Below are 19,420 nucleotides of genomic sequence, written 5' to 3' on the forward strand. Positions count from 1 at the left end.
GCCCAGAGCACACCTGGCGGCGGCAACGGCGGACGGCTGACCGTCGCTCGCCGGCGGTGACGCACGTCACGCTGCGGGCATGACTGCCCCCACCCGTTCCGCGTTCGACACCTGCGACCTCGACTCCGTCGACCTGTCGGTGCCCGAGGCCTTCGTCGACGGCCCGCCGCACGAGTTGTTCGCGCGACTGCGCGCGCAGGCCCCCGTGCACCGCAACCACAGCCGGAATCCCTACGTCGGGGACTTCTGGTCGATCACGCGGGCCGCCGACATCGAGATGGTCAGCAAGCACGCCACCTTGTTCTCCGCGCACGAGCGCGGCATCTGGATGCGGTCCGACGCCGCCGGCGGGCTGGACCTGATGCGCAACATGGTCATCTTCAAGGACCCGCCCGACCACACGCGCTACCGGAAGCTGGTCCAGGTCGCGTTCACCCCGCGGACGATCGCGCACCTGGAGGACTACGTCCGCGCGCGGGTCACCACGATCCTCGACCGGGCCGCCGAGACCGGCTCGATGGACCTGGTGAAGGACCTGTCGCTGCCGGTGCCGCTCGCCGTCATCACCGACCTGCTCGGGGCACCCGCCTCCGACGTCGGCAAACTCGCGGACTGGACCGCCCGGCTGGACACCGGCGTCGATGCGCCCGAGCTGGGCATCTGCATGGAAGCCATGATGGAGATGGCCGGCTACCTCGAAGAACTGATTCTGGGTCAGATCAAGGGGGACTCGCTCGTCGGGCTGCTCGCGCGCGCGGAGGTCGACGGCGACCGCCTCACCGAGGACGAGCTGCTGATGTTCTTCGCGATCCTCGTCTTCGCCGGCAACGACACGACGCGGAACGCCACGTCCTCCGGGGTGCTCGCCCTGACCGAGCATCCCGACCAGCTCCAGGCGCTCGCCGCGGACCCGTCGCGCATCCCGAACGCGGTGGAGGAGATCCTGCGTTGGAGCACGCCGCTGAACTACTTCGCGCGCACCGCGCTGGAGGACACCGAGATCCGCGGGGTCCCGATCGCGGCGGGCGACCTGCTCCTGCTCTGGTACGCCTCGGGCAGCCGCGACGAGGAGATCCTGCCCGGCGCGGACCGGTTCGACGTCCTGCGGCCGGTGGAGTACCACCAGGCCTTCGGCGGCGGCGGACGGCACTTCTGCCTCGGCGCCGGTCTCGCCCGCCTGGAGCTGAAGGTCATCTTCGAGGAATTCACCCGCCGCGTCCGGGACCCCCGCCTGTCGGGCCCCGTCGTGCGGCACTGCACGACCTGGGTGAACGGCTACGACTCGATCCCGCTGACCTTCACCCCGGCGTAGCCGGGTCCGGCGCCAGGACCGCCGGGCCGTAGTGCTCGGCGACGGCGAGGGCGAGGGCGAGCCCGGACCGGTCCTCGTCGAGGGGCCGGCCCCGCAGCCGGGCCGCCAGCTCGAGTCGCTGCTGGATCGTGTTGCGGTGGTAGTTCAGCTCGCGCGCGACGGCGCGGATGTTCGTCCCGCCGTCGAGGTAGTTCCGCAGCGTCGCGCGCAGCCGCTCCTCGCGCTCCCCGGGCAGCGCGAGGTCGCCGAGCTGGGCCGCGACGAACCGGCGCAGGGCCTCGACGTCGTCGGTGAGGACGGCGAGGGTGGCGACGTCCGCGAAGCGCGTGACGCCGACGGGCACCGCCGCCGCGGACGCGATCGTCTGCGCCCGCAGGGCCTCGGCGTGGCTCGCGCGGAAGCCGGCGGGCCCGGGCGCCGGGGTGCCGGTGGCGATCCGGAACCCGTCCCGGGGTGCGGGCAGCTCGCCGTCCAGCCACCCGGCCCCGGCCGGGGCGCTGATCCAGCCCCAGGTCGTCGTCGAGTCGACGGGGACGAGCAGCGGCGCGCAGCCGGCCGCGGCGTCCGCCCACTCGCGGGCGGCGGCCTCCAGCCCGCCGACGTCCCGGCCGGAGAACCGCGCCCGGGACCAGCAGACGAACGCCACGTGGGTGCGTTCCAGCGGGTGCCCCAGGCGCCGGGACAGCTCGTGCTCGGACCCGCTCGCCCGGCCCTCCAGCACCGCGAGCACGTCGTCCCGCTGGCGCCACGAGGCACCCCGCAGCCGCGCCTCGCGCTCGACGGCGTGGGTGTGGACGGTGACCTCCATCCCGGCGGTCACGTACTCCAGGAGGACCTCGGCGCACAGCGCGACGACCGCGGCCCGAGCCTCGGGATCCGCGATCTCGGTCTCGATCCGCTGCTGCCACAGCTGCCAGAGCCGCTGGTGCCCGCGCTGGTACGAGCGGAGGATCGCCCCGACGGAGACGTCCCAGTGCGCGCAGTCGCGGGCGAACGGGGCGGTGATGGCGGCGAGTTCGACCGGCTGGGGGCTCCCGGCGGCGGCCAGGGCGGCGGTGATCGCCGCGACGTGCTCGTCGACCATCTGCTGGGTCTGGCGGGCGATGACGGGCACCGCGGTCAGCTCCGGGACGCCGGGGAGGACCTCGCGGTGGAGGGTCGCGGCCGTGTCTCGGTCGCCCGGGGCGTGGCGGCGTGCCACCTCCGAGAGCAGTTGCGCGACCTTCGGACGGTCCACGGTCGCAGCCTAGGGCCGCGGCGGGCGCGTAGCATGGCGCCGATGGCCGAGAGCGCAACCGCCGAGCACACGATCGTCGTACCCCCCAGTGTTCCGATGGTGGGTCTGCTCGGGTCCGGAGACGAGTACCTGCGAGTGATCGAGCGCTCGTTCCCTGCGGTCGACTTCCTCGCCCGCGGGAACGAGATCCGCGTACAGGGTCCGCAGCCCGAGGTCGCCCTGGCCGAGCGTCTGTTCGACGAGCTCGTCGTGGTGCTGCGCACCGGCGCTCCGCTGTCCGCGGACTCGGTCCGCCGGTCGGTCGAGATGCTCCGCGCGGACACGCTCACCCGTCCGGCGGACGTGCTGACGGCCGACATCCTGTCGAACCGCGGCCGCGCGATCCGTCCCAAGACGCTCAATCAGAAGCGCTACGTCGACGCGATCGACCGGCACACGATCACGTTCGGGATCGGCCCGGCCGGTACCGGCAAGACGTACCTGGCCGTCGCCAAGGCGGTCCAGGCGCTGCAGACCAAGCAGGTCGACCGGATCATCCTGACCCGCCCGGCGGTCGAGGCGGGGGAGCGGCTCGGGTTCCTGCCCGGCACGCTCTACGAGAAGATCGACCCGTACCTGCGCCCGCTCTACGACGCGCTCCGGGACATGATGGACCCGGAGGCCGTCCCGCGCCTGCTGACCGACGGGGTCATCGAGGTCGCGCCGCTCGCCTTCATGCGCGGCCGCTCCCTGAACTCGGCCTTCATCATCCTCGACGAGGCGCAGAACACCTCGCCCGAGCAGATGAAGATGTTCCTCACCCGCCTCGGGTTCGACTCGAAGATCGTCGTCACCGGCGACATCACGCAGGTCGACCTGCCCGGGGGCACCCAGAGCGGTCTGCGCCAGGTGCAGGAGATCCTCTCCAGCGTCGACGACGTCGCGTTCTGCTTCCTGCAGAGCACCGACGTGGTGCGGCACCGACTGGTCTCCGACATCGTCGACGCCTACGGGCGCTGGGACGCGACCCAGACGTCGGGGCAGAGCGCCGGCCGTAACCGCGGACGCCGGTGACGGGCCATCAGATGAACGTCGACATCTGCAACGAGTCGGGCGTCGAGGTCGACACCGACGCCCTGCTCGACCTGGTCCGGCACGTCCTGGACGAGATGCGCATCCACCCGCAGGCCGAGCTCTCCGTGCTGCTGGTCGACACCGCGACGATGGAGAAGCTCCACGTCCAGTGGATGGACGAGCCCGGGCCCACCGACGTCCTCGCCTTCCCGATGGACGAGCTGCGCCCCGGCCGCCGCGACAACCCGGAGGCCGACCCCGGTCTGCTCGGGGACGTCGTGCTCTGTCCCGAGGTCGCGGCGAACCAGGCCCGGATCGCCGGCCACTCCACCGAGGACGAGCTCCAGCTGCTCTGCACCCACGGCATACTCCACCTCCTCGGGTACGACCACGCCGACCCGGTGGAGGAGAAGGAGATGTTCGACGAGCAGCGCCGTCTGCTCGCCGCGTGGCACTCCCGGCGCCGGCAGGGCTAGGCGGCGACCTCCCCCATGGGCTCCGACCTCACGCTGATCCTCCTCGCCGTCACCCTGGTGGCGGTGGCCGGTGCGTTCGCGGCGATGGAGGCGGCGATCTCGCGGCTGTCCCGCTCGAAGGTGGAGGAGCTCGCCCGCAGCGGTCGCCGGCTCGGCGTCAAGCTGCGGGAGATCGCCGACGACACCCCGCGCTACCTGAACATCGCCCTGCTCCTGCGCCTGATCTGCGAACTGATGGCGACCGCCATGGTCGCGGTCGTCGCGCTGGGCGAGATCGACAACAAGTGGGGCGCGGTCGGCCTGACCGGCGGCGTGATGGTCGTCGTGTCCTACGTCGTCGTCGGCGTCTCGCCGCGGACCGTGGGGCGGCAGAACGCCGGTGCGGTCGGTCTGATCGCCGCCGCGATCCTGCCGCCGCTCGCCGCGGCGCTGGGTCCGCTGCCGAAGGGCCTGATCCTGCTCGGCAACGCGGTGACGCCCGGCAAGGGATTCCGTGAGGGCCCGTTCGCCTCCGAGGCCGAGCTGCGTGACCTCGTCGACCTCGCCGCCGAGGAGTCGATGGTCATCGAGGACGACGAGCGCCGCATGGTGCACTCGGTCTTCGAACTCGGCGACACGATCGTGCGCGAGGTCATGGTGCCGCGCACCGAGATGGTCTTCATCGAGCAGACGAAGTCCCTGCGCCAGGCGCTCTCGCTCGCCCTGCGCAGCGGGTTCTCCCGCATTCCCGTCGTCGGCGAGGGCGAGGACGACATCGTGGGCGTCGTCTACCTCAAGGACGTGGTGCGCCGCGTCCACTGGGACCGCGAGGCCGAGTCGCTGCCGGTCTCCAACGTGATGCGGAAGGCGATCTTCGTGCCCGACTCGAAGGCCGTCGACGCGCTGCTCAAGGAGATGCAGCTGACGCAGTCTCACATCGCGATCCTGGTCGACGAGTACGGCGGTACCGCCGGCCTGGTGACGATGGAGGACCTGGTCGAGGAGATCGTCGGCGAGATCGCCGACGAGTACGACCGCGAGCGTCCGCCGGTCGAGCGGCTGGACGACGGCTCGGTGCGCGTGATCGCCCGGCTCCCGGTCGAGGAGCTCGGCGAGGTCTTCGAGCGGGAGATCGAGGACGACGAGGTCGAGACCGTCGGCGGCCTGCTCGCCAAGCACCTCGGGCGCGTCCCGATCCCCGGCGCCGAGGTCGTCGTCGAGGGCCTGCGCCTCCACGCGGAGAGCGTCGGCGGTCGCCGGAACCGCATCACGACGGTGCTGGTGACCGTCGAGCCCGAACCCGACCCCGAGGGGTCCGACGAGGGTGCCGACGTCGCCGAGCACGAGCACGCCTGAGCCCGGCGCAGCCGGCTGTCCTAGGGTTCTCGCGTGGCCGACGACCTGCACCCCGAAGACGCCAAGCTCGTGACGCTCGCGCGCTCCACCCGCGCCCGCAACGGTGCCGCCGAGGGCGCGGCGGTCCGCGACGACACCGGGCGGACCTACGCCGCCTCCACCGTCGACCTGCCGTCGCTGCAGCTCACCGCGCTCCAGGCCGCGGTCGTGATGGCGGTCGCCAGCGGCGCCCGGGGGCTCGAGGCCGGGGCCGTCGTCTCCGCGGCCGAGTCCGTGGCCGACGCCGACCGCGCCGCGCTCAGCGACCTCGGCGGGACCCCGCCGCTGCACCTCGCCGGGCTCGACGGAGTCGTCCGCGTCACCGGCTGAGACACCTACGGCGGGGGTTCGGTCGACCCGCAGCGGTCGCACGGGGTGACGGGCTCGCCGTCGCCGTCGACCTCGCGGAGCGCTCCGCACTCCGGGCAGACGCGGTTCAGCCAGCAGACCGGGTCGCCGCCCGTGTCACCCGTGGCTGTGTCACCCATGGCTCCATCATGCGCCCCCAGCCTGGGAGAATCGTCGGATGACCGATCACCGCTCCGGCTTCGCGTGCTTCGTGGGGCGGCCGAACACCGGCAAGTCGACCCTGACCAACGCCCTGGTCGGGGCGAAGGTGGCCATCACCTCCGACCGGCCGCAGACGACGCGGCACACGATCCGCGGCATCGTCAGCCGGCCGGACGCCCAGCTCGTCCTCGTCGACACCCCCGGTTTCCACCGGCCGCGCACGCTGTTGGGGGAGCGGCTCAACGACCTCGTCCGGGGGACGCTCGCGGAGGTCGACGTGGTCGGCCTCTGCGTCCCGGCGGACGAGAAGATCGGCCCGGGTGACCGCTACATCGCCGGCGAGCTCGCGAAGGCGAAGAAGAAGCACACGTCGGTGTTCGCGATCGTCACCAAGACCGACGCCGCCGACAAGCAGCGGGTGGCCGAGCAGCTGCTCGCGGTCTCCGCGCTCGGCGAGCAGGTCGGCATCGACTTCGCCGAGATCGTGCCCGTCTCGGCGGTGCGGGGGGAGCAGGTCGAGCTGCTCGCCGACCTGTTGATGAAGACCCTCCCGCCCGGCCCGGCGCTCTACCCGGACGGCGAGCTGACCGACTCGCCGGAGGAGCGGATGGTCGCCGAGCTCATCCGCGAGGCCGCGCTCGAAGGCGTCCGCGACGAACTGCCGCACTCGCTGGCGGTCGTCGTCGAGGAGATGGTGCCCCGCGAGGGCCGGCCCGAGGACTCGCCGCTGCTCGACGTCCGCGCCGACGTCTACGTCGAGCGCGACAGCCAGAAGGGCATCGTCATCGGCAAGGGCGGGGCCCGGCTCCGCGAGGTCGGCTCGACCGCGCGCCGGCAGATCGAGGCCCTCCTCGGGACCCCGATCTATCTGGACCTGCACGTCCGCGTCGCCAAGGACTGGCAGCGCGACCCCAAGCAGCTGCGCAAGCTGGGTTTCTGACGCCGCGTTTCTGACGCTGGGGTTCCGACCCGTCAGAGCCGGACCTGCCACTCGCCCCAGTGGTCCCAGAGGCGGAAGCCCATCGCCTCGTTGACGGCGATCATCGGGGAGTTCGAGACCGCGTTCCAGGTCAGCAGCGTCCGCACCGTCGGCCGGTGCCGCAGCAGGTGCGCGAGGTTCGCGACCTTGACCCACGTCCCGAGGCGGTGGCCCCGGTGGTCGGGGTCGACGATCGTGTTCCACTGCCAGCCGTGCTCCGACGTCTCCGGCGTCAGTGCGAGGTGCGTGAACGCCGCGACCGTCCCCTCCGCATCGACCGCGACGGTCGTGTGGACCTCCAGGCCCTGCTTCGCCGCCGCCGCCTCACGACCCCGGAGCCGCTCGACGTCGTAGACCTCCGGCTCCCACTCCAGATTCTCCAGCGGGGCGTCGGTGGACATCCGGCCGTTGAGGTAGGCGAGCCCCTCGGCGAACTGCTCCGGGACGGCGCCGACGAACGAGTGCACCGTGTAGCCGGTGCCGTGGGCGCGGGCGGTGCTCTCGAGGCCGGCGGCCCGCGCCCGGACGGTGTCGTCGACGACGAGGCGGCGCCGCGCGTCGCGCGTCCCGAGCTCGGCGTCGAGGGATCGCGCGAACTCCTCGCCGGCGGAGCCCAGACGGGCCTCGAAGATGAGCAGCTTGCGCTCGGACGCCAGTGCCCGGTCGGCCACGTGGTTCCACAGCAGGCGGCCGACGCCGCGGCGGCGGAACTCCGGATGGACCGTCAGTTCCACGAGCCCGGTGGAGGTGTTGTCCAGTTCCGGAGTAGTCAACTGGACCAGTCCCACGACGCGCCCGCCGTCGACCGCGACCCAGTGGGTCGTGGGCTCGTCCGGGGTCGGGTGCAGGATGCGCCGGCCCTCGTAGCCCGGGGCGAACGGCGGGTCGTCGGGGAGGTCGTGGGCGTGGGCAGCCGCCAGGACGGCGACGACCTCGTCGATCCGCGCCGGGTCCAGCTGCTCGATGTCCATGGCGCAAGGGGACCGCGTCGGGCGGTCCCGGCGCCAGCGATTTTCGGGCGGCGTGGGCGGGTCGCTCAGCGCAGCAGTGCGCGCATCACGCGGGTGGCACGGTCGGGGTCGGCCGGCTCGCCAGTGAGGGTGGGGGCGTGGGCGTACGCCTCCAACAGGCGGACGACGGCGAAGGCGAGCTCGCCGTCGTCCAGGTCGATGGTCAGATGACCGGCGGCGCGGTCCGCGGCGAGGATCTCCGTCACCTTGGCGATCAGGCGGGCCTGGAACGGGCTCGCGTTCGTGGTGCAGAGGCGGACGAACGTCTCGGGTTCCTCGCGCTGCAGGCGCAGGACCCCGGTGTTGGTGGCCATTGCGCGGAGGTAGCGGCCGAGCAGCTCGGGGGCCCGCGGGCTGATGCCCTCGGCGTCGATGTCGGCCAGCAGCCGGTCGATCGTGCGGTCGGTCAGGTGGCACATGACCTCGGAGAGCAGCTCGTCCCGCGTCCCCACCCAGCGATGCATGGTCACGCGGCTGACCCCGACCTCCCCGGCGAGGGCGGAGATGTCGATCCGCTTGCCGGCCATGAACCAGCGGCAGGCGAGGTCGAACGCCGTGCCGATGCTCGCGCGCGGGACGTCACCCTCGCGCGCCAGGCGCTCGCCGAGCGGGGAGGACGCGACGGAGGTCGACGAGGTGGGTGGAACCACGACTGCCCCCTTGCGGACCGGATGACGGCAATGTTACACATTGCCGTAGATGTAACACGATGAAACAGATCCCCTTGATTGTAGCGAGGTTGCCCCATGTCCCGGAGCCCCCGACCCCGCCGGATCGCCCGACTCGCCGCGGTCCTGGCCGCGGCCGCGACGCTGTCCGCCGTGCCCGGCCCGGCGGCCGCCGCGGCGGAGGGCCGGTTCGCTCCGGTGAACCGGCCGGGCCCGGCGCTCTCGGTCCCGACGGCCGAGCTCGACGCCTCGCTCGCGTGCACCGGGAACGTCGAGAAGGGCCGGCAGACGGTCCTGTTCGTCCCGGGGACCACGGTGAACCCGCGCGAGGACTACTCCTGGAACTGGTTCCGGGCCCTCGACCGGCTGAACCGCCCGTACTGCGCGGTGACGTTGCCGTTCAACACGACCGGGGACACCCAGATCGCGTCGGAGTACGTCGTCCACGCGATCCGCAAGATCTCCGCGATCACCAAGCGCAAGGTCCAGGTGATGGGCCACAGCCAGGGCGGCACCGAACCGCGCTTCGCGCTGCGGTTCTGGCCGGACCTGCGCAGCAAGGTCGACGACTACATCGCGTTCGCGGCGACGAACCACGGCAGTGCGCTGATCCGCGGGCTGTGCCTGCCGACCTGCTCGCCGTCGCTGTGGCAGCAGATCGACAACTCGAACTACATCCAGGCGATGAACTCGTACCAGGAGACCTTCGAGGGCATCTCGTACACCGCGATCTACACCTGGTTCGACCAGTTCGTGCAGCCGAACCTCGACGACACCGGCACGACCTCGCTCTCCGGCCCGGGGGACATCACCAACGTCGCGCTGCAGGACGTGTGCCCCGCGAACACCGGCGAGCACATCGCGATCGGCACCTACGACCCGGTGGCCTACGCACTGGCGATGGACGCGCTGAACCACCCCGGCCCGGCCGACCCGTCGCGCATCCCGTCCTCGGTCTGTTCCGAGGTCTTCATGCCGGGCGTCGACCCGCGCACGTTCCCGACCAACCTCGTCGACGCCTACAACCAGATCTTCGCCGGGCTGACCACCGATCCGCGGGTCGACAGAGAGCCTGAGCTGAAGCCGTACACGCTGGCCGGGAGGTCCTGATGCTGGGCTCGATCTACACCGACGACCACGAAATGTTCCGGGAGTCCGTGCGGGAGTTCGTCCGCCGGCAGATCGAGCCGCACGAGGAGAAGTTTCGCGAGAACCGGCTGATCGACCGGGACGTCTGGCTGGCGGCAGGCCGCCAGGGCCTGCTCGGGCTCGGCGTGCCGGAGAGTTACGGCGGCGCGGACGCCGGCGACTACCGCTTCAACGCGGTCCTCGGGGCGGAGCTCGCGGCGGCCGGCATGGCCGTGGCGTCCTCCTTCGGGATCCACTTCGACGTCGTTGCGCCGTATCTGGTCGAGCTGGGGACCGAGGAGCAGCGGGAGCGCTGGCTGCCGAAGTTCGCCACCGGCGAGTTCATCACCGCGATCGGGATGACCGAGCCCGGCGGCGGGTCCGACCTCGCGGCGCTGAAGACCGGCGCGGTCCGCGACGGGGACGACTGGATCGTCAACGGTTCGAAGACCTTCATCACCAACGGGATCCAGGCGGATCTGGTCGTGGTCGCCGCGCAGACCGACCCGGCCAAGAAGGCGCGGGGGATCACGCTGTTCGTTCTCGAGGAGGGCATGCCCGGGTTCACCCGGGGTCGCAAGCTCGACAAGGTCGGGCAGCCTGAGGCCGACACCGCCGAGCTGTTCTTCGACGACGTCCGCGTCCCCGACGCCAATCGACTCGGCGAGGTCGGGCATGGCTTCGTCGCGATGATGGAGCGCCTGCCGCAGGAGCGCATCGGCTCGGCCGTGTCGAACATCGCGCACGCCGCGGCGGTGCTGGCCGAGACCGTCCAGTACGCCAAGGACCGCAAGGCATTCGGGCAGCAGATCGGCGCATTCCAGTCCAACAAATTCGTGCTCGCGGAGCTCACCACGAAGGTCGAGCTGACGCAGTGTTACGTCGACCAGGGCGTGCTCGCGCACAGCAAGGGCGAACTGACCGCCGTGGACGCCGCCAAGATCAAGTGGTGGTCCGCGCAGGTGCAGAACGAGGTCCTCGACGCCTGCGTCCAACTCCACGGCGGGTACGGCTACATGCGCGAGTACCGGGTCGCCCGGGCCTGGATGGACGCCCGCGTCACGAAGATCTGGGCCGGCTCGAACGAGATCATGAAGGAGATCATCGGCCGGGACCTCGGCCTCTGAGAGCCCCGTGACGGGCCCCTCGGACGGACCAACGCAAACCGGGCAGGGTGCCGGCGATGTTGTACGCTGCCCTCATGCGTCTGCGCCCGGCCCCTGGCCTCCTCCTTAGCAGCCGCGGCGAGGCCCCGTAAGGGCCGGCTCCCTCGTCGCGGGTTTTGTTGCGCCTGCCGGTCGCGCCCGATCCGACCTGACGACATGAGGAGCCTTCGATGTTTCACCCCCAGCAGCCGAGCGGCATGCCGGTCCACCGCTACCCGGCGTACGTCCCCGTCGGCCTGTCCGACCGCACGTGGCCGGACAAGGTCATCACCACCGCGCCGCGCTGGTGCGCGGTCGACCTGCGCGACGGCAACCAGGCCCTGATCGACCCGATGAGCCCGCAGCGCAAGCGGCGCATGTTCGAGCTGCTCTGCTCGATGGGCTACAAGGAGATCGAGGTCGGCTTCCCGGCCGCGAGCCAGACCGACTTCGACTTCGTCCGGCAGATCATCGAGGAAGACCTCATCCCGGACGACGTCACGATCCAGGTCCTGACGCAGGCGCGCGAGGAGCTGATCACCCGCACGTTCGATTCCATCAAGGGCTCGAAGCAGGCGATCGTCCACCTCTACAACTCGACCTCGACCCTGCAGCGGCGCGTCGTGTTCGGCCTCGACCGTGACGGCATCAAGGACATCGCGGTGCAGGGCGCGCGGATCTGCCAGAAGCTCACCGAGACCGTGCCGGGCACCGACGTGTACTTCCAGTACTCGCCCGAGTCCTACACCGGCACCGAGCTCGACTTCGCCGTCGAGGTCTGCAACGCCGTCAACGACGTGTGGAAGCCGACCCCCGACCACAAGGTCGTCGTGAACCTGCCCGCGACCGTCGAGATGGCGACGCCCAACATCTACGCCGACTCGATCGAGTGGATGCACCGCAACCTCGCCTACCGCGACGCGGTCGTGCTGTCGCTGCACCCGCACAACGACCGCGGCACCGCGGTGGCGGCCGCCGAACTCGGCTACATGGCCGGCGCGGACCGCATCGAGGGCTGCCTGTTCGGCAACGGCGAGCGCACCGGCAACGTCTGCCTGGTGACGCTGGGTCTGAACCTGTTCAGCCAGGGCGTCGACCCGATGATCGACTTCTCCGACATCGACGAGATCCGCCGCACGGTCGAGTACTGCAACCAGCTGCCGGTCCACGAGCGCCACCCCTACGGCGGCGACCTGGTCTACACCGCGTTCTCCGGCTCCCACCAGGACGCCATCAACAAGGGCTTCGCGTGGCTGGAGCGGGACGCAGCCGCGGCCGGCATCCCCGTCGAGCAGCAGACGTGGGCCGTGCCGTACCTGCCGATCGACCCGAAGGACGTCGGCCGCACGTACGAGGCCGTGATCCGGGTGAACAGCCAGTCCGGCAAGGGCGGCGTCGCCTACATCATGAAGACCGAGTACAACCTCGACCTGCCGCGCCGGCTGCAGATCGACTTCTCCGCGGTGATCCAGCGTCACACCGACAGCGAGGGCGGCGAGGTGACCCCCGAGGAGATGTGGGGCATGTTCGACGCCGAGTACCTCAAGCCGTCCGAGATGGGCGCGAAGACCGGCGTCCAGCTGGACTCGCACCACACGTCCTCGGCGGCGGGGGAGCAGGACGAGCTCTCGGTGAACGTCATCGTCGACGGCCAGTCCAAGACGCTGACCGGTCGGGGCAACGGCCCGATCGCCGCGTTCTGCGACGCGCTGTCCTCGATCGGCGTCGACGTCCGCGTCCTCGACTACCACGAGCACGCGATGAGCGCCGGTGGTGACGCCCGTGCGGCGGCGTACCTCGAGTGCGCGGTCGGCGGCCAGGTGAAGTGGGGTGTCGGCATCGACGCGAACATCGTCACCGCGTCGCTGAAGGCCGTCTGCTCCGCCATCAACCGCTGATCCGCGCGTGACGTCCGACGAGGTGGCGGCAACTGCGACCGCATCGTCGGACGCCAGGGACCTGCCGGCGGTCGTCGACACGCTGAGTTCGGCGTTCGACGAGGTCCCGATCTTCCGCTGGTTCTTCCCGGACGACGAGCGCCGGGCAGCGATCCTGCCCGCGTTCTTCGCCGCGGTGTGCGAGGCCCATCTGTCCTGGGGTGAGATCCACCGGTCGGCAGACGGACTCGCCGCCGCGGTCTGGGTCCCGCCGGGTGCTCAGATGCCCGCCGAGGTGTCAGCGACCCTCGGCGAGCGGCTCGGCGGGATCCTCGGGGAGGAGGCGGCGACGAAGATGGCCGACCTCCGCCCGCTGATCCGCGCGCATCATCCCGAGGGGCCGCACTGGTTCCTCAACTTCCTCGCCGTCCGGCCGGCGGCGCAGGGTCGCGGGCACGGAACCGCGCTCCTCGCGCCGATGCTCGCCCGCTGCGACGCCGAGGGCCTGCCGGCCTACCTCGATGCCACCAGCGAGAACAACCGGCGGCTGTACGAACGGCACGGCTTCACGGTCGTCGCCGAGGTGGCGCTGCGGGACTCACCCCCGCTGTGGTGCATGCTGCGCGAACCCCGGGAGGCGCGATGACTGAGATCGAGCCCGACACGAAGGACTGGACCTGGGTCCTGAACTCCCCGTGCGCGGAGTGCGGGTACGACGCCGCGACGGTGGTCCCGGACCAGGTGGCCGCGACGCTGCGCACGAACGTGACGGACTGGACGGCGGTGCTCGCGCGCCCGACCGGCCTGCGGGAGCGCCCCGCGCCGACGGTGTGGTCGCCGCTGGAGTACGCCTGCCACGTCCGGGACGTCTACCGGCTGTTCGCGCAGCGCCTCGATCTCATGCTCACCCAGGACGATCCGATGTACGCGAACTGGGACCAGGACGCGACGGCCGTCGCCGACCGGTACGGCGAGCAGGACCCGGCCACGGTCACGACCGAGCTGGCCGCGGCCGGGACCGCGCTCGCGGACCGCTTCGCCGCCCTCACCCCGGAGCAGTGGAGCCGGACCGGGCGCCGCAGTGACGGCGCGGTGTTCACCGTCGACTCGTTCGCGCGCTATCTCCTGCACGACGTCCTCCACCATCTCGGGGACGTCAGACCGCAGAATGGCTGAGTGAGTACCTACCGGGACACGGGGGTCGTCCTGCGCACCCAGAAGCTGGGGGAGGCCGACCGCATCGTCACGATCCTCACGCGCCGCCACGGGCGGATCCGCGCGGTGGCGAAGGGCGTCCGGCGGACCTCGTCGCGGATCGGGGCGCGCCTCGAGCCGTTCGCGCACGTCGACGTCCAGTGCTACTCCGGGCGGACGCTGGACATCGCGCAGCAGATCGAGACCCTCGACGCCTTCGGCGGGAAGCTCTCGCGCGACTACGCCCGCTGGACCGCGGGCCAGGCGATGCTCGAAGCCGCCGAGCGGTTCACCGAGAACGAGGGCGACCCGGCGCTGCAGCAGTACCAGTTGCTGGTCGGTGGTCTGCGCGCGCTGGCCGAGAGCGACCGCGACCCGGTGATGGTGCTCGACGCGTTCCTCGTCCGGTCGCTGGCGATCGCCGGGTACGCGCCGAGCTTCTCCGACTGCGCCGGTTGCGGGGCCCCCGGCCCGCACCGCTTCTTCACGATCCCGGGCGGGGGCGCGACCTGCGCGGACTGCCGCCCGCCGGCCTGCGCGGCCCCCGGCGCCGAGACGCTCGTCCTGCTCGGGGCGCTGCTCTCCGGCGACTGGGAGACCGCCGAGTCCGTCTCCCCGCGGGCCCGGCGCGAGGCCAGCGGCCTGGTCGCCGCGTACCTGCAGTGGCACCTGGAGCGCGGCCTGCGCTCGCTGCGGCACGTCGAGCGCGACCTGCCGGCCGCTCCGGAATCGACGGCCACGACCGCATGAGCCGTCGCCAGTACGCGGCCCCGCCGCCGCATCCGTCCGGCGCGCGTCCGCCCGAGCTGCCCAAGGAACTGATTCCCCGTCACGTCGCCATCGTGATGGACGGCAACGGCCGCTGGGCCAAGCAGCGGGGCTTGGCCCGGACCAAGGGCCACGAGGCCGGCGAGGCCGCGCTGCTCGACGTCATCTGCGGAGCGATCGAGATCGGGGTCGAGTGCGTCTCGGCGTACGCGTTCTCGACCGAGAACTGGAAGCGCACCCCCGACGAGGTGCGCTTTCTGATGGGCTTCAACCGCGACGTCATCCACCGCCGCCGCGACGAGCTCGACGCGATGGGCGTCCGCGTCCGCTGGGCCGGCCGCCGGCCGAAGCTGTGGCGGTCGGTCATCTCCGAGCTGGAGGACGCCGAGCAGCGCACGGCCCGCAACGACAAGATCACCCTGCAGTTCTGCGTCAACTACGGCGGCCGCGCGGAGATCGCCGACGCCGCCCGCGGCCTGGCCGCCGACGTCGCCGCCGGCCGGGTGAAGCCGGACAAGATCACCGAGGCCACCTTCGCCCGGTACCTCGACGAGCCCGATCTCCCCGACGTCGACCTGTTCGTCCGCAGCTCGGGGGAGCAGCGCACCTCGAACTTCCTGCTCTGGCAGAGCGCCTACGCCGAGCTGGTCTTCCTCGACACCCTCTGGCCCGACTTCGACCGCCGCCACCTCTGGCACGCGATCGAGCTCTACGCCTCCCGGGACCGCCGCTACGGCGGCGCCGCCCCCAATCCCGTCCCGCCGTCCTCCGCCTGACCCCAGCAGCAGTGGTGGAGATGACATCGCCCGTGCATGCAGAATTGCAGAATAGTGAAATTCTGCAGTTATGCTGAACCCATGATTTCCCCGGGCTCGATGCCGCTCTACCAGGCGAAGGCGGAGTTCTTCCGCATGCTCGGGCACCCGGTGCGGATCCGGGTGCTGGAGCTCCTGGCGGCCGGGCCGACGTCGGTGCGGGACCTGCTCGCCGAGATCGAGATCGGCCCCGCGGGGCTGTCGCAGCAGCTCGCGGTGCTGCGACGATCAGGCATCGTCTCCGCCCGCCGCGAGGGCACCACGGTCATCTACGCGCTGGCCGGGTCCGAGGTCGTGGACCTGCTGGCCTCGGCACAGCGCATCCTCACCGAGGTGCTCGTCGGGCAGACGGAGGCCCTGCGAGACCCCGCTGCTCCCGAGAACCCGCGCGGCTGAGGGAGGACGAACGTTCGATGGGCGCACTGCGCAAGATCCTCCGGCTGGGCCGGGTCGCCGAGCCGATGCCGGCGGTCGGGGCCGGGGCGACGCCGATCGCGGGCGCGGTCCAGCTGCGGCACGTCGACGCCGGATCCTGCAACGGGTGCGAGGTCGAGATCGGCGCCGTCTTCGGCCCGGTCTACGACGCCGAACGGTTCGGGCTGCGGCTGGTCGCCTCGCCCCGGCACGCCGACGCGCTGCTGGTGACCGGGCCGGTCACCCGGAACATGGCCGACGCACTGCGCCGGACGCACGAGGCGACGCCGGAGCCGCGCCGGGTCGTCGCGCTGGGGGACTGCGCCCTCAACTGCGGCGCGTTCGCGGGCGCCTACGGCGTCCAGGGGCCGGTCAGTGACGTCGTGCCGGTGGACGTCGAGGTGCCGGGTTGCCCGCCGGAACCGGCGGACATCGTGGCGGCCCTGCGAGGTCTGACCGGTCGATGAACCCCATCGCGTTCGGCCTGCTGCTCGCGGGCGGTGCGGCACTGGCGGGCGCGCTCGCCGGTGTCGTCGCGCCCGCGAAGGTGCGTGCTGCCGCCGTCGGCGTGCTGACGGCGCTGACCGGTGTGGGCGGCGTCGTCGCCGGCGTCGCCGCGCTCGACGGGGAGCGGTGGAGCGACGAGCTGACCGGGGTGATCCCGCTCGCGCCGGCGCCGGTCGCGGTCGACGCGCTGTCCGGGGTGTTCCTGCTCCTCATCGGCGCGGTCGCGGTCGCGGCCGGTCTCTACAGCATCGGCTACGGCGACCCGTCCCACTCCGACGACCGCGGCGTCGTGCTGCCGCTGTTCGTCGCCGCGATGCTGGCGGTGCCCGTCGCGGCGAGCGTCACCACGCTGCTGCTGGCGTGGGAGCTGATGGCGCTGACCTCGCTGATCCTGGTTCTGACGGACCATCGGCGACGCCCGGAAGTGGCCGAGGCAGGCATCTGGTACGCGGTCATGACCCAGGCAGGCTTCCTCGCGGTCCTGGCCGGTCTGGCGGTCTTCGCCTCATCCGTCGGGGGCGAGGCCTTCACCGACCTGCGCGCGGGTGCGGGCGACCTGGGTGACGGCACCCGCGGGCTGATCTTCGTGCTGGTGCTCATCGGCTTCGGGTCGAAGGCCGGCATGGTGCCTCTGCACGTCTGGCTGCCCCGCGCGCACCCCGAGGCCCCGAGCCACGTGTCGGCGCTGATGTCGGCGGCGATGGTGAAGCTCGGGCTGTACGGGCTGCTGCGGGTCTGGTTCGACCTGCTCGGCGGCGGCCCGCGCTGGTGGGGTGTGGTCGTGCTGGTCGTCGGCGCGGTCTCCGCCCTGTACGGCGCGTTGCAGGCCAGCGTCGCCACCGACCTGAAAGCACTGCTGGCCCACTCGACGAGCGAGCACCTCGGGCTGATGCTGCTCGGCGTGGGCGCGGCGGGGATGCTCGCGGCCGAGGGGAAGGGCGCGCTGGCCGGCCTGCTCGTGGCCGCCGCGGTGCTCCACGCCCTGAACCACGCCGGCTTCAAGACGTTGTTGTTCCTCGGTGCCGGCTCGGTGCTGCGCGCGACCGGACTGCGAAACCTGGACGCGATGGGTGGCCTGATCGGGCGCATGCCGGTGACTGCCGCCCTCGTCGCCGTCGGTGTCGTCTGCGCCGCCGCCCTGCCCCCGGGCAACGGTTTCGTGTCGGAGTGGTTGCTCATCCAGGGCCTCGTGCACGCGATCGGGCCCGAGGGGGAGGGCTCGGTCGCCGTCGCGGTCTCGATGCCGTTGGCCGTCGGCGTCGTCGCCCTCACCGCCGGCCTCGGCGCGATCGCGTTCGTGAAGGCCTTCGGCGTCGGCTTCCTCGCCCGGCCCCGGAGCGAGGCTGCGGCCGCGGCGACGGAGAGTCCCGCGGCCATGCGGTTGGGCATGGGCCTCGCGGCGGCGGTGTGCGTCGCTCTGGCGCTGGGCCCGATGCTGCTGACCCACGCGCTCGCGCGGGTGGTCGAGGCCCTGCCCGCGCTGGGTGCCGATGACCCGGTCCGCCGCGACGGCGTCGGACTCGAACTCGCCGCGGTGCCCGGGTCGATGTCGCCGTTCGTGCTCGCGGTGGCCCTGACCTCGATCACCGTCGGTCTCGTGTTCTCCCTCGCCCGGCGGCGGACACGCAACCGCCGAGCGGTCCCGATCTGGGGCTGCGGCGGCGTGCACCTCGACCCGCGGATGGAGTACACCGCGACCTCGTTCGCCGAACCGCTGACGCGCGTCTTCGACGACGTCCTCGGCCCGCAGTCGGACCTGGCGATGACTCCCTACGCGGAGTCGCGCTACCTGATCGAGAGCGCGCAGTACCGGCGCGAGGTGCCGGACCGGTTGGAGGCGCGGCTGTACCCGCCGCTGATCGCCGCGACGTCCTGGTGGGGGGAGCGGGCGCGGGCCGTCGCGAACGGCAGCGTGCACCGCTACCTCGCCTACGGCTTCCTCGGCGTGGTCGCGGTGATCGTCGTGATCGGGGTGCTCGGATGACCGGGCCTGCCGTCGGTCCCGGCTCGATCGCCGTGATGGCGTTCCAGTTGGTCGTCCTCGTCCTGCTCGCGCCCTTCGTCGTCGGTGTCATGCGCGAGGTCCGGGCCCGGCTGGAGGGCCGTGGTGGTGGGCGGATCGGCCAGCCGTGGCGGGACCTGCGCAAGCAGTTGAACAAGGAGGCGCTGCGCCCCGAGAGCTCGAGCTGGGTCTACCTCGGCGCCCCTCGAGTCCTGCTCGCGACGAGCCTGCTGCTGGCCGCGGGCGCCCCCTTCGTCTCGACCGCGGTGCCTCTCGACGGGGCGATGGACCTGTTCGCGCTGGTGTCGTTGCTGCTGCTCGGCAGCGTCGCCCTAGCGCTGGCGGGCCTCGACACGGGAACCGCGTTCGGGGGCATGGGTTCCAGCCGCTCCATGACGATCGCGGCCCTGGCGGAGCCGACCATCCTGCTCGCCGGCTTCGCGCTCGCGGTGCGGGTGGGTTCGTCGAACCTCGGCGCGCTGATCGAGGAGACCCAGGACAACCCCGGCAGCGTGATCTCCCCGGCGATCCTGCTCGCGGCCGTCGCGCTAGCCCTGGTGATCGTCGCCGAGACCGGCCGGTTGCCGGTCGACAATCCCTCCACCCACTTGGAACTGACGATGGTTCACGAAGCCATGGTCCTGGAGTACGGCGGCCCCGACCTGGCGAAGGTGGAGCTGGCCTCGTCGCTGCGGTTGACGGTCCTGCTCGGCCTCTGGGGGAATCTGTTCCTGCCGTGGGGGGTCGCGACCTCGACCGATCTCCTGGCGGTGTGCGGCGCGACCGCCGTTTTCCTCGTCAAGCTCCTGGGCCTGGCGGTGGTCCTCGCGACCGTCGAGGTGTTCATCGCCAAGTGGCGGCTGTTCCGTGTTCCGGAACTGCTGGCCGGGTCCTTCCTCCTCGCCCTCCTGGGCGTCTCGACCTCCTTCTTCCTGGCGTGACGGGGGCCTG

21 protein-coding genes are annotated in these 19,420 nt (G+C 71.8%); 17 read left to right on the top strand and 4 right to left on the bottom strand.

All coding sequences use genetic code 11. From position 1 onward, the window contains the following. Positions 1-79 precede the first annotated feature (79 nt). Positions 80-1,312, top strand: coding sequence for a cytochrome P450 (locus ABD401_RS15335; protein ID WP_344606239.1), 1,233 nt, complete (start codon positions 80-82; stop codon positions 1,310-1,312). Here the strand turns inward: ABD401_RS15335 and ABD401_RS15340 are convergent. Then, positions 1,299-2,549, bottom strand: a complete 1,251-nt coding sequence (locus ABD401_RS15340; protein WP_344606242.1) for a PucR family transcriptional regulator — start codon at positions 2,547-2,549, stop codon at positions 1,299-1,301. The two genes, ABD401_RS15335 and ABD401_RS15340, sit on opposite strands and share 14 nt — an antisense overlap. Positions 2,550-2,582: 33 nt before the next feature. On the opposite strand from ABD401_RS15340, the gene ABD401_RS15345 reads away from it, so the two are divergent. Genes ABD401_RS15345 through ABD401_RS15360 form a run of 4 tightly spaced genes read left to right on the top strand, consistent with a single transcriptional unit; the run spans position 2,583 to position 5,782 of the window. After that, positions 2,583-3,602, top strand: a complete 1,020-nt coding sequence (locus ABD401_RS15345) for a PhoH family protein (protein WP_344606244.1) — start codon at positions 2,583-2,585, stop codon at positions 3,600-3,602. A gap of 11 nt (positions 3,603-3,613) precedes the next feature. Continuing rightward, on the top strand, positions 3,614-4,078 hold the full coding sequence (gene ybeY, locus ABD401_RS15350; RefSeq protein WP_344606344.1) for an rRNA maturation RNase YbeY: 465 nt from the start codon (positions 3,614-3,616) through the stop codon (positions 4,076-4,078). Between the two features lie 15 nt (positions 4,079-4,093). Beyond that, complete coding sequence (locus ABD401_RS15355) at positions 4,094-5,413, top strand: hemolysin family protein (RefSeq protein ID WP_344606246.1); 1,320 nt, start codon at positions 4,094-4,096, stop codon at positions 5,411-5,413. Positions 5,414-5,446: 33 nt separating this feature from the next. Further along, entirely contained in the window at positions 5,447-5,782 is a 336-nt protein-coding gene (locus ABD401_RS15360) for a cytidine deaminase (RefSeq protein WP_344606248.1), read from the top strand. Positions 5,783-5,787: 5 nt separating this feature from the next. On the opposite strand, the gene ABD401_RS15365 is transcribed toward ABD401_RS15360, so the two are convergent. Next, positions 5,788-5,940 (bottom strand): hypothetical protein, encoded by a 153-nt coding sequence (locus ABD401_RS15365; RefSeq protein ID WP_344606250.1) that lies wholly within the window; start codon positions 5,938-5,940, stop codon positions 5,788-5,790. Between the two features lie 38 nt (positions 5,941-5,978). On the opposite strand from ABD401_RS15365, the gene era reads away from it, so the two are divergent. After that, on the top strand, positions 5,979-6,902 hold the full coding sequence (gene era / locus ABD401_RS15370; RefSeq protein ID WP_344606252.1) for a GTPase Era: 924 nt from the start codon (positions 5,979-5,981) through the stop codon (positions 6,900-6,902). 32 nt (positions 6,903-6,934) lie between these two features. On the opposite strand, the gene ABD401_RS15375 is transcribed toward era, so the two are convergent. Both ABD401_RS15375 and ABD401_RS15380 read right to left on the bottom strand, forming a co-directional pair. Next, positions 6,935-7,912, bottom strand: a complete 978-nt coding sequence (locus tag ABD401_RS15375; protein ID WP_344606253.1) for a GNAT family N-acetyltransferase — start codon at positions 7,910-7,912, stop codon at positions 6,935-6,937. A 65-nt stretch (positions 7,913-7,977) separates the two neighbouring features. After that, positions 7,978-8,601: a QsdR family transcriptional regulator gene (locus ABD401_RS15380; RefSeq protein WP_344606255.1), complete on the bottom strand. Its 624-nt coding sequence runs from the start codon at positions 8,599-8,601 to the stop codon at positions 7,978-7,980. Positions 8,602-8,697: 96 nt separating this feature from the next. On the opposite strand from ABD401_RS15380, the gene ABD401_RS15385 reads away from it, so the two are divergent. The 11 genes from ABD401_RS15385 to ABD401_RS15435 all read left to right on the top strand — a co-directional run bounded on the left by ABD401_RS15385 (position 8,698) and on the right by ABD401_RS15435 (position 19,410). Next, on the top strand, positions 8,698-9,729 hold the full coding sequence (locus ABD401_RS15385; RefSeq protein WP_344606257.1) for an esterase/lipase family protein: 1,032 nt from the start codon (positions 8,698-8,700) through the stop codon (positions 9,727-9,729). Then, the gene (locus ABD401_RS15390; protein WP_344606259.1) at positions 9,729-10,874 is read left to right on the top strand and encodes an acyl-CoA dehydrogenase family protein; all 1,146 of its coding nucleotides are present in this window, start codon (positions 9,729-9,731) and stop codon (positions 10,872-10,874) included. The genes ABD401_RS15385 and ABD401_RS15390 overlap by 1 nt, the downstream gene beginning before the upstream one ends. 209 nt (positions 10,875-11,083) lie before the next feature. Continuing rightward, entirely contained in the window at positions 11,084-12,790 is a 1,707-nt protein-coding gene (leuA, locus tag ABD401_RS15395) for a 2-isopropylmalate synthase (protein ID WP_344606261.1), read from the top strand. 7 nt (positions 12,791-12,797) lie between these two features. Next, positions 12,798-13,415 carry a GNAT family N-acetyltransferase gene (locus ABD401_RS15400; protein ID WP_344606263.1) on the top strand — a complete coding sequence of 206 codons (618 nt, stop codon included), beginning with the start codon at positions 12,798-12,800 and terminating at the stop codon, positions 13,413-13,415. Further along, on the top strand, positions 13,412-13,945 hold the full coding sequence (locus ABD401_RS15405; RefSeq protein ID WP_344606265.1) for a DinB family protein: 534 nt from the start codon (positions 13,412-13,414) through the stop codon (positions 13,943-13,945). Before ABD401_RS15400 ends, ABD401_RS15405 begins: the two co-directional genes overlap by 4 nt. Next, the gene (gene recO, locus ABD401_RS15410; protein WP_344606267.1) at positions 13,946-14,713 is read left to right on the top strand and encodes a DNA repair protein RecO; all 768 of its coding nucleotides are present in this window, start codon (positions 13,946-13,948) and stop codon (positions 14,711-14,713) included. Further along, positions 14,710-15,507 (top strand): isoprenyl transferase, encoded by a 798-nt coding sequence (locus ABD401_RS15415; protein WP_344606269.1) that lies wholly within the window; start codon positions 14,710-14,712, stop codon positions 15,505-15,507. The genes recO and ABD401_RS15415 overlap by 4 nt, the downstream gene beginning before the upstream one ends. An 81-nt stretch (positions 15,508-15,588) precedes the next feature. Beyond that, on the top strand, positions 15,589-15,942 hold the full coding sequence (locus ABD401_RS15420; RefSeq protein WP_344606271.1) for an ArsR/SmtB family transcription factor: 354 nt from the start codon (positions 15,589-15,591) through the stop codon (positions 15,940-15,942). Between the two features lie 17 nt (positions 15,943-15,959). Next, complete coding sequence (locus ABD401_RS15425; RefSeq protein ID WP_344606273.1) at positions 15,960-16,427, top strand: NADH-quinone oxidoreductase subunit B family protein; 468 nt, start codon at positions 15,960-15,962, stop codon at positions 16,425-16,427. After that, the gene (locus ABD401_RS15430) at positions 16,424-18,451 is read left to right on the top strand and encodes a proton-conducting transporter transmembrane domain-containing protein (RefSeq protein WP_344606275.1); all 2,028 of its coding nucleotides are present in this window, start codon (positions 16,424-16,426) and stop codon (positions 18,449-18,451) included. The genes ABD401_RS15425 and ABD401_RS15430 overlap by 4 nt, the downstream gene beginning before the upstream one ends. Beyond that, positions 18,448-19,410, top strand: a complete 963-nt coding sequence (locus tag ABD401_RS15435; protein WP_344606277.1) for a respiratory chain complex I subunit 1 family protein — start codon at positions 18,448-18,450, stop codon at positions 19,408-19,410. Before ABD401_RS15430 ends, ABD401_RS15435 begins: the two co-directional genes overlap by 4 nt. Positions 19,411-19,420: the final 10 nt, after the last annotated feature.

The organism is Sporichthya brevicatena (assembly GCF_039525035.1).
In the GTDB taxonomy this organism is placed as follows: domain Bacteria; phylum Actinomycetota; class Actinomycetes; order Sporichthyales; family Sporichthyaceae; genus Sporichthya; species Sporichthya brevicatena.